This window comes from Pseudomonas sp. BF-RE-22 (assembly GCF_019956155.1).
In the GTDB taxonomy this organism is placed as follows: Bacteria; Pseudomonadota; Gammaproteobacteria; order Pseudomonadales; family Pseudomonadaceae; genus Aquipseudomonas; species Aquipseudomonas migulae.
Genome location: NZ_JAHBDD010000044.1, coordinates 74,609 through 90,831, shown reverse-complemented (window position 1 = coordinate 90,831; position 16,223 = coordinate 74,609). Strand labels below are relative to the sequence as shown.

Here is a 16,223-nt window from a genome sequence, read left to right as displayed (position 1 = left end):
TCCCGCAAAAAGCAGGCTAACCCGCAAGGGTCAATAATGAAGGAACGAGTCGTTGATCGACAAAATGCTATTTCCTGACCTTTAAGTCAGAAAATCATTGACCGCAAAGTCAGACCTGATAAATTCGGTCCAAGTCGGTTAACAACAATAATGAGTCTGCGAGGCCTTCCGTGATCCAGTTTTTACTTAACCAGGAACTCCGTAGCGAGCACGCCCTGGACCCAAACCTGACCGTGCTCAATTATCTGCGCGACCATGTGGGCAAACCCGGCACCAAAGAAGGTTGCGCCAGCGGTGACTGTGGCGCGTGTACCGTGGTGGTCGGCGAGTTGCAAACGGATGACGATGGCCGCGAACACATTCGCTATCGCAGCCTCAACTCGTGCCTGACGTTTGTTTCGTCGCTGCATGGCAAGCAACTGATCAGCGTCGAAGACCTCAAGCACCAAGGCGAACTGCACAGCGTGCAGAAAGCCATGGTCGAATGCCACGGCTCGCAATGCGGCTTCTGCACCCCCGGTTTCGTGATGTCGCTGTTCGCGCTGCAAAAGAACAGCGAACAACCGGACTCGCATAAAGCGCACGAAGCACTGGCCGGCAACCTCTGCCGCTGCACCGGCTATCGGCCGATTCTGCAAGCTGCCGAGCAATCCTGCTGCGGCAAGCAACCCGATCAATTCGACGCTCGCGAAGCCGAGACCATTGCACGTCTGAAGGCCATCGCGCCGACCGATATCGGCGAACTCAACAGCGGCGACAAGCGCTGCCTGGTGCCGCTGACCGTCGCCGATCTGGCCGACCTCTACGACGCTTATCCACAGGCCCGGCTGCTGGCCGGCGGCACGGACCTGGCGCTGGAAGTCACGCAGTTCCACCGCACGCTGCCGGTGATGATTTACGTCGGCAACGTCGCCGAGATGAAGCGCATCGAACGCTTTGACGATCGCCTGGAAATCGGCGCCGCCACCGCCCTCTCCGATTGCTATGAAGCCTTGAACGCCGAGTACCCGGACTTCGGCGAATTGCTGCATCGTTTCGCTTCGTTGCAGATCCGCAACCAGGGCACCCTCGGCGGCAACATTGGCAACGCCTCGCCGATCGGTGACTCGCCACCACTGCTGATCGCCTTGGGCGCGCAGATTGTGCTGTGTAAGGGCGAAACCCGCCGCACCCTGGCCCTGGAAGATTACTTCATCGATTACCGCGTCACCGCGCGCCAGGAAAGCGAGTTCATCGAGAAGATCATCGTGCCCCGTGCCAGCGCCGAACAACTGTTCCGTGCGTACAAGGTTTCCAAGCGTCTGGACGATGACATTTCCGCCGTTTGCGCCGCCTTCAACATCCGCCTGGAAAACGGTGTGATCGCCGACGCACGCGTTGCCTTCGGTGGCATGGCTGCCATCCCCAAACGCGCCGCCAACTGCGAAGCCGTGTTACTCGGTTCACCGTTCAACAACGCCACCGTCGAACGCGCCTGCGCCGCACTGGCCGAAGATTTCACGCCGCTCTCGGACTTCCGCGCCAGCAAGGAATACCGCCTGCTCAGCGCGCAAAACCTGCTGCGCAAATACTTCATTGAACTGCAAACGCCGCACATCGAGACTCGGGTGACCGCTTATGTCTAATCATCACGCTGTAGAGAAGACCCAAGCCGAATTGGCTGAACTGTTCGCCAAGGACCTGACCACCGGCGTCGGCCGCAGCGTCAAGCACGACAGCGCCGCCAAGCATGTGTCCGGTGAGGCGCAGTACATCGACGACCGCCTGGAATTTCCGAACCAGCTGCACGTTTACGCACGGCTGTCGGACCGCGCCCACGCGAAAATCATCAGCATCGACACCAAGCCTTGCTACGCCTTCGAAGGCGTGCGCATCGCCATCACCCACGAAGACGTGCCGGGCCTGAAAGACATCGGCCCGCTGATGCCCGGTGATCCATTGCTGGCCATCGACACGGTGCAGTTCGTCGGTCAGGTCGTCATGGCCGTGGCCGCCCGCGACCTGGAGACCGCACGCAAAGCCGCCATGGCCGCAGTGATCGAATACGAAGACCTGGAACCGGTACTGGACGTGGTCGAGGCCTTTCGCAAAAAGCATTTCGTGCTGGACAGCCACACCCATGAACGCGGTGATTCAGCGGGCGCGTTGACGACAGCGAAAAATCGTATCCAGGGCACGCTGCACATTGGCGGCCAGGAGCACTTCTACCTCGAAACACAGATCTCGTCGGTGATGCCCACTGAAGACGGCGGGATGATTGTCTACTGCTCCACGCAAAACCCCACCGAAGTACAGAAACTGGTGGCGGAAGTGCTGGACGTGTCGATGAACAAAATCGTCGTCGACATGCGCCGCATGGGCGGTGGTTTTGGTGGCAAGGAAACCCAGGCAGCGAGCCCGGCCTGCCTGTGCGCGGTGATTGCGCACCTGACCGGCCAGCCAACCAAAATGCGCTTGCCGCGTGTCGAAGACATGCTGATGACCGGCAAGCGTCACCCGTTCTATGTCGAGTACGACGTGGGCTTTGACGACAGCGGGCGCCTGCACGGCATCCAGCTGGAACTGGCGGGTAACTGCGGCTGCTCGCCGGACCTGTCGAACTCGATTGTCGACCGTGCGATGTTCCACGCCGACAACTCGTACTACCTCGGCGATGCAACCATCAACGGTCACCGCTGCAAGACCAACACCGCGTCGAACACCGCTTACCGTGGCTTCGGCGGCCCGCAAGGCATGGTCGCCATCGAAGAAGTCATGGACGCGATTGCCCGGCATCTGGCCCTTGATCCGCTGGCGGTGCGCAAGGCCAACTACTACGGCAAGACCGAACGCAACGTCACCCATTACTACCAGACCGTCGAGCACAACATGCTCGAGGAAATGACCGCCGAACTGGAAGAAAGCAGCCAGTACGCCGAGCGCCGCGAAGCGATCCGCCGCTACAACGCCAACAGCCCGATCCTGAAAAAAGGCCTGGCGCTGACCCCGGTGAAATTCGGTATTTCCTTCACCGCCAGTTTCCTCAACCAGGCCGGTGCGCTGGTGCACGTCTACACCGACGGCAGCATCCACCTGAACCACGGTGGCACGGAAATGGGCCAGGGCTTGAACACCAAAGTCGCGCAGGTCGTGGCCGAAGTGTTCCAGGTGGAAATGGACCGCGTGCAGATCACCGCGACCAACACCGACAAGGTGCCGAACACCTCGCCGACCGCCGCCTCCAGCGGTGCCGACCTGAACGGTAAAGCCGCGCAAAACGCGGCGGAAATCATCAAGAAGCGCTTGGTGGAATTCGCCGCGCGGCAATACAAGGTCAGCGAAGAAGACGTGGAATTCCACAACGGTCACGTACGGGTTCGCGATCACATCCTGACGTTCGAAGCGCTGATTCAGCAGGCGTATTTCGCTCAGGTCTCGCTGTCGAGCACCGGCTTCTACAAGACCCCGAAAATCTTCTACGACCGCAGCCAGGCACGTGGTCGGCCGTTCTACTACTACGCGTTCGGCGCGGCGTGCTGCGAAGTGATCGTCGATACGCTGACCGGCGAGTACAAAATGCTGCGCACCGACATCCTCCACGACGTCGGCGCCTCGCTGAACCCGGCCATCGACATCGGTCAGGTCGAGGGCGGTTTCATCCAGGGCATGGGCTGGCTGACCATGGAAGAGCTGGTCTGGAATGCCAAGGGCAAACTGATGACCAACGGCCCGGCGAGCTACAAGATTCCGGCGGTCGCCGACATGCCGCTGGACCTGCGGGTGAAGCTGGTGGAAAACCGCAAGAACCCGGAAGACACGGTGTTCCATTCCAAGGCTGTGGGCGAGCCGCCGTTCATGCTCGGCATCGCGTCGTGGTGTGCGATCAAGGACGCCGTGGCGAGTCTGGGTGATTACAAACATCAACCGAAAATCGATGCGCCGGCGACGCCGGAGCGGGTGTTGTGGGGCTGTGAGCAGATGCGGCAGTTGAAGGCGGCGAAGGCCGTTGAAACCGAAACCGAGTTGGCTTCGCTCTAAGACCGAGGCGCGGCCAATCGCTAGCAGGCTAGCTCCCACAGGGGAATGCGATCAACTGTGGGAGCTAGCCTGCTAGCGATGAGGCCCGGATAGACAACACAGATGTCGAGGTGAAACATGTACAACTGGATCGACGCCCTCGCCGACCTGCAAAACCGCGGTGAACCCTGCGTGTTGGTGACCATCATCGAAGAGCTCGGCTCGACGCCGCGCAATGCCGGTTCGAAAATGGTCATCAGCGCCAGCCAGACCTTCGACACCATCGGTGGCGGGCATCTGGAATACAAGGCCATGCAGATCGGCCGCGAAATGCTCGCCAGCGGCAAACAGGACACGCACCTGGAGCGCTTCAGCCTCGGCGCCAGCCTCGGCCAGTGCTGCGGCGGCGTGACCGTGCTGCTGTTCGAACCGATGGGCCAGGTCCAGGCGCAGATCGCCGTGTTCGGCGCCGGCCATGTCGGTCGCGCACTGGTGCCGCTGCTCGCCAGCCTGCCCTGCCGGGTGCGCTGGATCGACTCGCGGGAAGATGAATTCCCTGAACAGATCCCCCACGGCGTGCGCAAAATCGTCGCCGAAGAGCCGGTGGATGAAATCGACGACCTGCCCGCCGGCAGCTACTGCATCGTCATGACCCACAACCACCAGCTCGACCTCGAACTCACCGCCGCGATCCTCAAGCGCAACGACTTCGCCTACTTCGGCCTGATCGGTTCGAAAACCAAACGGGTGAAGTTCGAACATCGCCTGCGCGACCGTGGTTTTGACAGCAGCGTGCTGCAACGCATGCGCTGCCCGATGGGCATCGGCGAAGTCAAAGGCAAATTGCCTGTGGAAATCGCCATCTCCATCGCCGGCGAAATCATCGCCACCTATAACGCGAATTTCGGCCAGCACACCGCCAGCGCCGGATCGTCGATTGCCAAACTGCTGCCTGCTTCACGCCGCAGCCAAGCCTCTAATTGAGAACGCCCATGCCTCTGACTCGCAAAGCCTACCGCGCCGCCATCCTGCACAGCATCGCCGACCCCGCTGAAGTGGGTATCGAAGCCTCGTACGAGTATTTCGAAGACGGTTTGCTGGTGGTCGATAACGGCCAGATCAGTGCCCTCGGTCACGCCAGCGAATTGCTGCCAACCCTGCCCGCCGATATCGAGATCACTCATTATCAGGACGCGCTGATCACCCCCGGTTTCATCGACACCCACATCCATTTGCCGCAAACCGGCATGGTCGGTGCCTACGGCGAGCAATTGCTGGACTGGCTCAACACTTACACCTTCCCGTGTGAAAGCCAGTTCGCCGACAAGACTCACGCCGACGAAGTCGCAGACATTTTCATCAAGGAACTGCTGCGCAACGGCACCACCACCGCGCTGGTGTTCGGCAGCGTGCACCCGCAATCGGTGAACTCGTTCTTTGAAGCGGCTGAACAGCTGGACCTGCGGATGATCGCCGGCAAGGTGATGATGGACCGCAACGCGCCGGACTACCTGACCGACACCGCCGAATCCAGCTACGTCGAAAGCAAGGCGCTGATCGAGCGCTGGCACGGCAAGGGTCGCTTGCACTACGCCGTCACGCCGCGTTTCGCCCCGACCAGCACCCCGGAACAACTGACCCTCGCCGGTCAGTTGCTGAGTGAATATCCGGACCTGTACATGCAGACCCACATCAGCGAAAACCTCAAGGAAATCGAGTGGGTCAAGGAACTGTTCCCGGAGCGCAAAGGCTACCTGGACGTCTACGATCACTACCAGTTGCTCGGCGAGCGCTCGGTCTTCGCCCACGGTGTGCACCTGTGCGATGACGAATGCGCGCGATTGGCAGAAACCGGCTCGGCCATCTCGTTCTGCCCGACTTCGAACTTCTTCCTCGGCAGCGGCCTGTTCAACCTGCCGATGGCCGAGAAGCACAAACTCAATGTCGGCATCGGCACCGATGTGGGCGGCGGCACCAGTTTCTCGCTGCTGCAAACGTTGAACGAGGCGTACAAGGTCATGCAGTTGCAAGGTGCGCGACTGAGCCCGTTCAAATCGTTGTACCTGGCGACGCTGGGCGGCGCACGGGCACTGCGGCTTGAGGACAAGATCGGCACACTGCAACCGGGCACCGACGCGGACTTCCTGGTGCTGGATTACAACGCCACGCCGTTGCTGAGCTACCGCTTGAAGCAGGCGAACAACATTGCCGAGACGTTGTTTGTGTTGATGACGCTGGGGGATGACCGGACGGTGTTGCAGACGTATGCGGCGGGGAATCAGGTGCATCAGCGCTAGGGTTTTTCGGGCATAAAAAAATCCCCCGCAATCGATGGTTGCGGGGGATTTTTATTGGCTTTGAGGTCGCCTTCGCGGGCAAGCCTCGCTCCTACAGGTACAGCGTAAACCCCGTAGGAGCGAGGCTTGCCCGCGAAGGCAGCGACGCGGTCTATCAGATTTTCGCCGGCGAACGCCCTGGCTTCTTGGTCTGCAACAAATGCGAGAACACCGCGTGCAAATCATCCGACGCGCTTTCTTCGTCAAGGTTGAGTTTGCTGTCGATGTGGTCCATGTGGTGCATCATCAGGTTCACCGCCAGCTCACCGTTGCGCGCTTCGATCGCGTCGATCAGTTGGGTGTGTTCGTCATAGGAACAGTGCGAACGGTTGCCGCTTTCGTACTGCGCGATGATCAACGAAGTCTGGGACACCAGGCTGCGCTGGAAGCTGATCAGCGGTGCATTCTTCGCCGCTTCGGCCAGTTTCAGGTGGAATTCGCCCGACAGACGAATGCCGGCACCGCGATCGCCACGGGAGAAGCTGTCGCGTTCGTCGTTGACCATCTGCCGCAACTCGGCGATTTGCTCGGAGGTGGCGTGCTGCACGGCCAGTTCAGTGATCGCACGTTCGACCAGACGGCGGGCGAGGAACACTTGGCGCGCTTCCTCGACACTCGGGCTGGCAACCACGGCGCCGCGATTCGGCCGCAACAGCACGACGCCTTCATGAGCCAGGCGCGACAGCGCGCGGCGAATGATGGTGCGACTGACCCCGAAAATTTCCCCCAGCGCTTCTTCGCTCAACTTGGTGCCGGGCGCCAGGCGCTGTTCGAGGATGGCCTCGAAGATATGCGCGTAGACAATATCGTCCTGGGTACCGCTGCGGCCGGCTTTGCCTGCTCGCGGTTGTTTCTTGAGGGGTTGCAACTGTTCGTTCATGGGCACTCGAGTCGGGAGAACTGCGGCGAATTGACCGTGACTGTAATACGGCACAGTGGGTCGCTGGCAAGTATCGCGTAAAAAACACCGCGATTGTACACAATGGATGGTGGCAACACGACTGTACGGCTGTTTGTCGCCTTTGCTGTATCGCAACGATTGCTTACGTTTGAGTTTAGGCTTATCCGCAGAATCCGCAGCGAATACGATCCCCTGTAGGAGCGAGGCTTGCCCGCGAAGGCGTCGTGTCAGTTGACATCAATGTTGAATGATATGACGCCTTCGCGGGCAAGCCTCGCTCCTACATTGGGGATTGCGTTGCTTTGGGTATTTTCGTACGTATTAAGGAACACCGTTGTCATGAACGACGCCACGCACACGCAGCTCCGCCCATTGGCGGACACGTCCCCTTCCGCCATCGTCGCCGGGTTCATCGCGATGATGACCGGCTACACCAGCTCCCTGGTGTTGATGTTCCAGGCCGGGCAAGCGGCAGGCCTGACCAGCGGGCAGATTTCGTCGTGGATCTGGGCGATTTCCATTGGCATGGCGGTGTGTTCGATTGGCCTGTCCCTGCGTTATCGCACGCCGATCACCATCGCGTGGTCGACACCCGGCGCGGCGTTGCTGATCACCAGCCTGGGCGGTGTGAGTTACGGCGAAGCCATTGGCGCCTACATGACCTGTGCGGTGCTGGTCACCGTGTGTGGCATGACCGGCAGCTTCGAACGCCTGGTGAAGAAGATTCCAGCCTCATTGGCCGCCGCGTTGCTGGCCGGGATTCTGTTCAAGATCGGCAGCGAAATTTTCGTCGCCGCCCAACATCGCACCGCGCTGGTGCTGGGGATGTTTTTCACCTACCTGGTGGTCAAGCGCCTGTCGCCGCGCTACGCGGTACTCGCTGCGCTGCTGATCGGTACGGCGCTGTCAGGGTTCATGGGGCTGCTGGATTTCAGCGTGTTTCACCTGGAAGTGGCGACGCCGGTCTGGACCACGCCGCACTTCTCCCTGGCCGCGACCATCAGCATCGGCATTCCATTGTTCGTGGTGGCGATGACCTCGCAGAACATGCCGGGCATTGCGGTGCTGCGCGCCGACGGCTACACCGTGCCGGCCTCGCCGCTGATTACTACGACGGGCATCGCCTCGCTGCTGCTGGCGCCGTTCGGTTCCCACGGGATCAACCTGGCCGCCATCAGCGCAGCGATCTGCACCGGGCCGCATGCCCACGAAGACCGCAACAAGCGTTACACGGCCGCCGTGTGGTGCGGGGTTTTCTACGGGATTGCCGGGGTATTCGGCGCGACGCTGGCGGCGCTGTTTGCCGCGCTCCCCAAAGAACTGGTGCTGTCGATTGCGGCACTGGCGTTGTTCGGCTCGATCATCAATGGCTTGAGCATTGCGATGGCCGAAGTGAAGGAACGCGAAGCGGCGCTGATCACCTTTATGGTCACGGCGTCGGGGTTGACGCTGTTTTCCGTGGGTTCGGCGTTCTGGGGGATTGTGGCGGGGGTGTTGACGCTGGTGATCCTGAATTGGCGCAAGGCTGCTTGATACACACCGTCCCCTGTAGGAGCGAGCCTGCTCGCGATGGACGTTAACGATTACGCGGGGAATCTGATACCCCGCGGTGCTCTGAAGTCCATCGCGAGCAGGCTCGCTCCCACAGGGGAGCGGGCGGTGGTTTCTGACAGGCATAAAAAAACGGCGACCCTTGGGTCGCCGCTTCTTTTATGACATCAAGCTACCGGATTGATCGGCTTTTCCGGGTACCAGACGTCGATCAGCGGGCTGACGGTGACTTCAGTCAGTTCGCTGCGGCCTTTGAGCCAGGCCTCAACAGCTGCACGCTGCTCTTCGGACACCGAGCCACGTTTCTGCAGGCAAACCAGACCGAAGTCGTCGCCGCCAACATAGCCCAGACCGTTGGCTTCCATGGCTTCTTTCAGGAACGCGTCGAGGAAAGCATCAATGGCTTCATCAGCCAAATCTTCTTTGAAATCCAGGTTCAGCTCGAAACCCAGCTCTTGAAATTCATCGACGCACAGTTTTTTGCGCAGACGCTGGGAACGGTTAGTCGCCATTGGAACAATCCTCATAAGTAATAACGGGCGGCACTTTAGCAGTTTAAGCCGCCAATTGCCCGACTCTCTGGGCGCAACGCGTTACCGCCGGTAAAAAAATAGCGGATTAGAAGGCGCGGGCACGGCACAAGCCGCTACACCTTGGGGCATAATGCCGACACTTTCATGACCACTGAGGGAAATTATCTTCATGCCCTCGTCTTTTTTCCCCTCGCCTGTAGGGTTTTATTTCAGATGATCAAATCTTTGCGTCCACTGCTGCTGGCCAGTCTTCTTCTCCCGCTGGCCCTCCCCGTTTCCGCCGCCACCATCAACACCGCGCTGTCGCCCAACGTCGAAAAAGCCCTCAAGGCCAGCAAGCTGCAGGACAACGCCCTGTCGCTGGTGATGATCCCGCTCAATGGCCCTGGCACCCCGACCATTTTCAACGCTGACGTCTCGGTCAACCCGGCGTCCACCATGAAACTGGTGACCACCTATGCGGCGCTGGAAATGCTCGGCCCGAACCACCAGTGGAAAACCGAGTTCTACACCGACGGCACCCTCAGCGGCGGCATTCTCAACGGCAACCTCTACCTCAAGGGTGGCGGCGATCCGAAGCTGAACATGGAAAAACTCTGGCTGCTGATGCGCGACCTGCGGGCCAACGGCGTGACGCAAGTCACCGGCGACCTGGTGCTGGATCGTGGCTTCTTCGTGCAACCGCAACTGCCGGAGTTCAACGATGACGGCAATGACGAGAACAAACCGTTCCTGGTCAAACCCGATTCGCTGCTGGTCAACCTCAAGGCCCTGCGCTTCGTCGCGCGCAACGACAACGGCCGGGTGCTGATCTCGGTAGAGCCGCCGATTGCCAGCATCCGCATCGAAAACCAGGTCAAGGCCGTCAACGGCAAGCAATGCACCGGTGGCGTGCGTTACAACCCGGTGACCCAGGCCGACGGCAGTGTCACCGTGACCGTCGGCGGGCAGTTGGCCGATGGCTGCAGCTCGCAGACTTACCTGTCGCTGCTCGATCACGCGACGTACACCGCCGGTGCCGTCCGGGCGATCTGGAAGGAACTGGGCGGCAGCATTCAGGGCAGGGATGTTCTGGCGCCCACGCCGAAAGACGCCAAGGTCCTGGCTCGCGCCTTCTCGCCGGACCTGGCGGAAGTCATCCGCGACATCAATAAATACAGCAACAACACCATGGCGCAGCAGTTGTTCCTGAGCCTGGGCCAGAAATTCCGCACCGACGCCGACGCCGATGACGCCAAAGCGGCCCAGCGCGTGGTGCGTCAGTGGCTGGCGAAGAAAGGCATTACCGCGCCGCACCTGGTGATGGAAAACGGTTCCGGCCTGTCCCGCGCAGAACGCGTGAGCGCCCGTGAAATGGCGGCGATGCTGCAAGCCGCGTGGCATAGCCCGTACGCTGCCGAGTTCATCAGTTCGATGCCGATTGCCGGCACCGACGGCACCATGCGCAAACGCCTGAAGACCACCGCGATGCGCGGCGAAGCCCACGTCAAGACCGGCACCCTGAACACCGTGCGCGCGATCTCCGGCTTCAGCCGCGACGTCAATGGCAACACCTGGGCGGTGGTGGCGATCCTCAACGACAAGGCCCCGTTTGGCGCATCGTCGGTGCTGGATCAGGTGCTGCTGGACTTGTATCGCCAGCCGAAACTGCCTGATACCGCTTCGGTGTTGTAAGCACACCTCAAATCCAATGTGGGAGCTAGCCTGCTAGCGATAGCGGTGTGTCAGTCGGCACATGTATTGACTGACACACCGCTATCGCTAGCAGGCTAGCTCCCACAGGGGGGTTGTGTGTAGCCCGACTTAACCCAACTCGCCCTGAACCCGATCCCGTCCCGCCTGTTTCGCCGCATACACCCCCGAGTCCGCCCGCAACAGCAGCGCATCCGCGCCCTCGTCCGCACGCCAACTGGCAATGCCGAAACTCGCCGTGACGACCCCGACATCGTCGATCGGTGAACTGCGCAAGCCCTGCCACAACTCCAGCGCCAGCCCATAGGCTTGTTCGCCATCGATGTCCGGGCAGAGCACCATGAACTCTTCACCGCCCAGGCGACAGAACACATCGGTGCGACGCAGGCGATTGCCGATGCGCTCGCACACCGCCTGCAACACCCGATCGCCCACGGCGTGGCCATGCTGGTCATTGATGCGCTTGAAATGGTCGATGTCGAGCATGATCACCGACAACTCGCCGCCACCGCGCTCCACACGAACCATCTCGGTGGTCAGGCGCTCCTGGAAGTAGCGCCGGTTGTGGATCCCGGTCAGCGAGTCGGTGATCGACAGCGCCCGCAGCTCTTCTTCGACGCGCTTGAGGTCGGAGATGTCCGAGATATAGCCATGCCAGAGCACGCCGCCGCCGGGCAGTTCCTCCGGGGTCGCTTCGCCACGGACCCAGCGCACCCCCCGCACCGGTAATTGCACGCGGTATTCCTCGCGCCACGGACTGAGCGTGTCCGCCGACGCCCGGATCGAAGCGCGGACCCGGGTGGTGTCCTGGGGGTGAATCCGGGTGAAAATCGCTTCGGCATTGAGCAGCAAGACATCCGGCTCGAGCTCGTAGATATCGCGGATGCCGTCGCTGGCGTAGATCACACTGAAGCGCCCGTCGAATTCCATCTTGAACTGGTAAATTCCGCCGGGCACATGGGCGCTGAGTTTCTTCAAGAGCAAATCCCGTGCGGCAAGCGCTTCGTACACGCGCTTGCGCTCGGTGACGTCGATGCAGATCGCCAGGTGCCCGACCCACAAACCTTGCTCGTCGAGCACCGGGGTCGCCAGCATGTTCACCGTCAACTGGCTGCCATCGCCACGCACCAGCGTCCACTCCCGCGCCTCGTGACCGCCCTCCTCGCCGCCCTCGACCAACATCGCCTGGCAGGTCGGAATCGGTTTGCCATAACGTGCACTCAACTCGGCCGAACGCGCGGCAAGTTCCCGGGGCAGGTGCAGGTTTTCCAGGGTCATGTGCCCCACCACTTCCACGCTTGAGTAGCCGAGCATCTGCTCCGCCCCGGCGTTGAACGTGCTGATGACGCCGCGCAGGTCGGTGGCGATGATCGCCACCTGGGTCGCGGCATTCAATACGCCACGCAGTTGACCATGGGTACCGCGCAGCTCCTGCTCTCGGGCGCGCAACTCCTGGGTCCGCTGCTCGACCATTTTCAGCGCGCGTTGCCGCTGACTGACCAACACATAAAGCAGCGAGCTGAGCAGCAGACTGAGCAAACCACCCAGCACCACAAGGCTGCTGACCGAAGAGTGGTTGGCTTGCAGGAAGGCCTCGCTGGGCTGGATGTCGACCTGATAGTCATGGTCGGCCAGCCGCAGCAGCCGGGTCGCGGACAACTCACTGACGGCGGGGCCGTTGGGCGATTCGTAAAGCACTTCGTGCTGTTCTTCGATGGACAGGTCGAGGATTCGCACTGACAGATAATCACGGCCCGCTTCCGGCAAGCCATCGGCCAGCAACTGCCGCATGCTGATCACCGCCATCACATAACCGTAAGGTTTCGTGTCTGGACTTTTGCGTGGCATGACCGGCGCCACCAGCAACACGCCCCGTGCATAAGCCGGCTCGATAGCGACAAGATGCATCGGCTGCGACACCGCCATCCGGCCATGCTGGTCCGCCCGGTCCAGGGTGGCACGGCGCAGGGGCTGCGCGGCCAGATCGTAGCCCAACGGTGAGCCGAGCTTGCTCTGGGTCTGGCTGTACAGCACCGCGACATACTCATCGCGCTCCGCCGCCAATTGCAGCTGACCGTCGGCATTGAGCTCACGAATGTTGAAATCGGGTACCCCCTCTTTCCGCACCCGACGCTCAAACTCCGCCCGCTCGGCACGACTGACCCGCAGGGCGAACGAATAGGCCTGAGTCCGGTGCAGCAAAGGTTGGGTGTAACCGTCGAATTCCTCGCGGGCAACCGAAGCGGAATTGACAAAGAACCGGCGCAGGCCATCGAGGCGCTGCTCCTGATCTTCGAAGCGTTCTTCGATACGGCTGTAACGTTCACTGGCCAGCAGTTGGAAACGTTGCCGCAATTGTTGGTGAAACAGATTCAGGGTCGACCAGGCGAGCAACCCGGTGAGAACCCCGCCGACGACCAATACAAACAGCGCGACCAGCCAGGCCGAGACGTCTTCACTGATAAAACCCAGGATCTTTGGGCGCACGGCGTGCAACGACATAGAGGCAACTCAAAACGCCAGGTGCCGGAAAAGCCCATTGGCCATGCGATGAGTTATAGCTATTAGCCATCAATTTGACCAGCACTGAAAGAAGCCAAGAGCCTTTAAAAATCAAGGCTCTGTGGATCCAATGCAAAAAACTGTCAACGCGCAGTGATTTTCCAGGCCCGGTGGATCTTGCCGTTGCGGGCGAAGTCCGGATCGATGGTCTGGGTCGTGATCTCCTCGACCGCGTAACGCTCGGTGAGGTTTTCCTCGAGCGCGAACTTGCGGAAGTTGTTGGAGAAGTACAACACGCCACCCGGCGCCAGTCGCGCCATGGCCAGGTCAATCAACTGCACCTGATCGCGCTGCACGTCGAAGATCCCTTCCATGCGCTTGGAGTTGGAGAAGGTCGGCGGGTCGATGAAGATCAGGTCGAACTCGTCACGGCAGGCATCCAGCCAGACCATCACGTCGCTCTGCTCCAGACGGTTCTTGTCGGAGAAACCGTTCAGCGACAGGTTGCGACGCGCCCAGTCGAGGTAGGTTTTCGACAAGTCGACGCTGGTGGTGCTGCGCGCGCCGCCCTTGGCTGCGTGGACGCTGGCCGTCGCGGTGTAGCAATACAGATTGAGGAAGCGCTTGCCGGCCGCCTCTTTCTGGATGCGCATGCGCATTGGCCGGTGGTCGAGGAACAGCCCGGTGTCGAGGTAGTCGGTGAGGTTCACCAGCAGCTTCACGCCGCCTTCGTTGACCTCGACGAACTTGCCTTGCGCCGCCTGGCGTTCGTACTGCTTGGTGCCGCTCTGACGCTCGCGACGCTTGACCACTACGCGGTTCTTGTCGATGTTCAACGCCTGTGGAATGGCTGCCAGTGCATCGAACATGCGCGCCGAGGCTTTTTCCGGGTCGATGGATTTCGGCGCGGCGTATTCCTGGACGTGAACCCAATCCTGATACAGGTCGATGGCCATCGAGTATTCCGGCATGTCGGCATCGTAGACGCGATAGCAGTCGATGCCTTCACGCTTGACCCACTTGCCCAGCGCCTTGAGGTTCTTTTGCAGACGGTTGGCAAACATTTGCCCGCCTTCGCTCAAACGCGGTTGCTCGATCACCGGAGCGGGTGCCGCGGCCGGTTTGATCGGGTTACCGTTTTTGTTGTACTGGCGTTCCTGCGGCTCGTTCGGTGCCTGATCGTATTCCGCCTGTTCGCGCTCGACCTGACGCTGTTCCGGGGTGCGACGCTCGCCGGTGACGAACTGATCCGGCGTGACCTTGATCAGCAGCAGCTTGCACGGCAGCGCGCCGTTCCAGAACGAATACTGTTTGTGGCTGCGGATGCCCATGCGCTTGCCCAGGTCCGGCGCGCCGGTGAACACCGCCGCTTCCCAGTTCAGGCAGGCCTGACGCAGACGCTCGCCGAGGTTCTGGTAGAGGTAGAGCAAGCTCGCCTCGTCGCCCAGACGCTCGCCGTACGGTGGGTTGCAGATCACCAGACCTTTCTGGTTCTGGTCAGGACGCGGCTCGAAGGTGCCGACTTCGCCCTGGTAGATCTTGATCCACTCGCTCAGGCCGGCACGCTCGACGTTGTTGCGGCCCGGTTGAATCAGGCGCGGGTCGGCTTCGTAGCCACGAATCCACAGCGGTGGCTTGGCCAGACCGGCCGCAGCGCGCTCGGTGGCTTCTTCGTGAAGCTTTTTCCACAGCGCCGGCACGTGGCCAAGCCACGCGGTGAAACCCCACTGCTCGCGACGCAGGTTCGGTGCCATATCGGCGGCGATCATCGCCGCTTCGACGAGGAACGTACCAACACCGCACATCGGGTCAGCCAGCGCGCCGCCGTCGGCAGCAATGCGCGGCCAGCCGGAACGGATCAGGATGGCGGCCGCGAGGTTTTCCTTCAGCGGCGCCGCGCCTTGCTGCAGGCGGTAACCGCGCTGGTGCAGGCTGTGGCCGGAGAGGTCGAGGGACAGGATCGCTTCGCCACGGTCCAGGCGCAGGTGAATGCGCAGGTCCGGGTTGAGTTTGTCGATGGACGGACGGTCGCCCTGCGGAGTGCGCAGTTTGTCGACGATGGCGTCTTTGACTTTCAGGGCGCCGAAGTGCGTGTTGTCGATGCCCGAACCATGACCGCTGAACTCGACGGCCAGGGTGCCGTCGTTGAGCATGTGGTCTTGCCACTCGATATCGAGCACGCCGTGATACAGGTCTTCGGCGTCCTTCATCGGGAAACGCTTGAGCACCAGCAGCACCCGGTTCGCCAGACGCGACCACAGGCACAGGCGATAAGCGGTTTCCATGGTCGCCATGCCGCGCACGGCAGAGGTGTGCTCACGCGCTTCTTCAAGGCCAAGCCCGACGGCTTCCTCGATGAGCAGGCCTTCGAGGCCTTTGGGGCAAGTGAGGAAGATTTCGAATTGATCGGACATTGGAATTTCAGAGCCTTTGGCTAAGTGAACCGACAACGCATTGCCGGCCCGGTTTTCAATCAGGCGCTTTTCTAAAAGAGCGCCCGCGTGGCACGAAGGTGTGCCGTCCCACCCGTGCTGCTCAGGTTAGAAGAGCTTAGATGCACGGGCAGATAAAAAAGTTGATGCAACAAAATGTCATAACTCGACCCTTCGTCGAATAATGCCCGAGACCAACGCGAGGCATTCTCACTAAAGGATTAACCCCATCATCCTGCGGGGGGCCGATCATACAGGGCTTTGGCTAATAAACACGGGA

Annotated in this window: 10 protein-coding genes; 6 read left to right on the top strand and 4 right to left on the bottom strand. The window is 60.9% G+C overall.

Annotated elements, in window-relative coordinates; translation table 11 throughout:
- Window positions 1-170 precede the first annotated feature (170 nt).
- From xdhA to guaD, 4 genes are all read left to right on the top strand, one after another.
- Entirely contained in the window at window positions 171-1,625 is a 1,455-nt protein-coding gene (gene xdhA / locus KGA82_RS20325) for a xanthine dehydrogenase small subunit (RefSeq protein ID WP_008037760.1), read from the top strand.
- Complete coding sequence (gene xdhB, locus KGA82_RS20320) at window positions 1,618-4,017, top strand: xanthine dehydrogenase molybdopterin binding subunit (protein ID WP_008037762.1); 2,400 nt, start codon at window positions 1,618-1,620, stop codon at window positions 4,015-4,017. Before xdhA ends, xdhB begins: the two co-directional genes overlap by 8 nt.
- A 117-nt stretch (window positions 4,018-4,134) precedes the next feature.
- On the top strand, window positions 4,135-4,980 hold the full coding sequence (gene xdhC / locus KGA82_RS20315; RefSeq protein WP_008027370.1) for a xanthine dehydrogenase accessory protein XdhC: 846 nt from the start codon (window positions 4,135-4,137) through the stop codon (window positions 4,978-4,980).
- A gap of 8 nt (window positions 4,981-4,988) precedes the next feature.
- Window positions 4,989-6,293: a guanine deaminase gene (gene guaD, locus KGA82_RS20310; RefSeq protein WP_008027372.1), complete on the top strand. Its 1,305-nt coding sequence runs from the start codon at window positions 4,989-4,991 to the stop codon at window positions 6,291-6,293.
- A gap of 154 nt (window positions 6,294-6,447) precedes the next feature.
- Here the strand turns inward: guaD and KGA82_RS20305 are convergent, their stop codons facing one another.
- Window positions 6,448-7,212: a GntR family transcriptional regulator gene (locus tag KGA82_RS20305; protein WP_223452134.1), complete on the bottom strand. Its 765-nt coding sequence runs from the start codon at window positions 7,210-7,212 to the stop codon at window positions 6,448-6,450.
- 360 nt (window positions 7,213-7,572) lie between these two features.
- Between KGA82_RS20305 and KGA82_RS20300 the strand changes: the two genes are divergently transcribed.
- Entirely contained in the window at window positions 7,573-8,766 is a 1,194-nt protein-coding gene (locus KGA82_RS20300) for a benzoate/H(+) symporter BenE family transporter (protein WP_223452132.1), read from the top strand.
- A 185-nt stretch (window positions 8,767-8,951) separates the two neighbouring features.
- On the opposite strand, the gene KGA82_RS20295 is transcribed toward KGA82_RS20300, so the two are convergent.
- A complete protein-coding gene (locus tag KGA82_RS20295; RefSeq protein ID WP_008027379.1) occupies window positions 8,952-9,296 on the bottom strand; it encodes a YggL family protein in 345 nt (114 codons plus the stop codon).
- Between the two features lie 234 nt (window positions 9,297-9,530).
- On the opposite strand from KGA82_RS20295, the gene dacB reads away from it, so the two are divergent.
- Window positions 9,531-10,991: a D-alanyl-D-alanine carboxypeptidase/D-alanyl-D-alanine-endopeptidase gene (gene dacB / locus KGA82_RS20290; protein WP_223452130.1), complete on the top strand. Its 1,461-nt coding sequence runs from the start codon at window positions 9,531-9,533 to the stop codon at window positions 10,989-10,991.
- Window positions 10,992-11,120: 129 nt separating this feature from the next.
- On the opposite strand, the gene KGA82_RS20285 is transcribed toward dacB, so the two are convergent.
- Window positions 11,121-13,511 (bottom strand): GGDEF domain-containing protein, encoded by a 2,391-nt coding sequence (locus tag KGA82_RS20285; protein WP_223452128.1) that lies wholly within the window; start codon window positions 13,509-13,511, stop codon window positions 11,121-11,123.
- A 143-nt stretch (window positions 13,512-13,654) separates the two neighbouring features.
- A complete protein-coding gene (gene rlmKL / locus KGA82_RS20280; RefSeq protein ID WP_008027386.1) occupies window positions 13,655-15,925 on the bottom strand; it encodes a bifunctional 23S rRNA (guanine(2069)-N(7))-methyltransferase RlmK/23S rRNA (guanine(2445)-N(2))-methyltransferase RlmL in 2,271 nt (756 codons plus the stop codon).
- Between the last annotated feature and the right edge of the window lie 298 nt (window positions 15,926-16,223).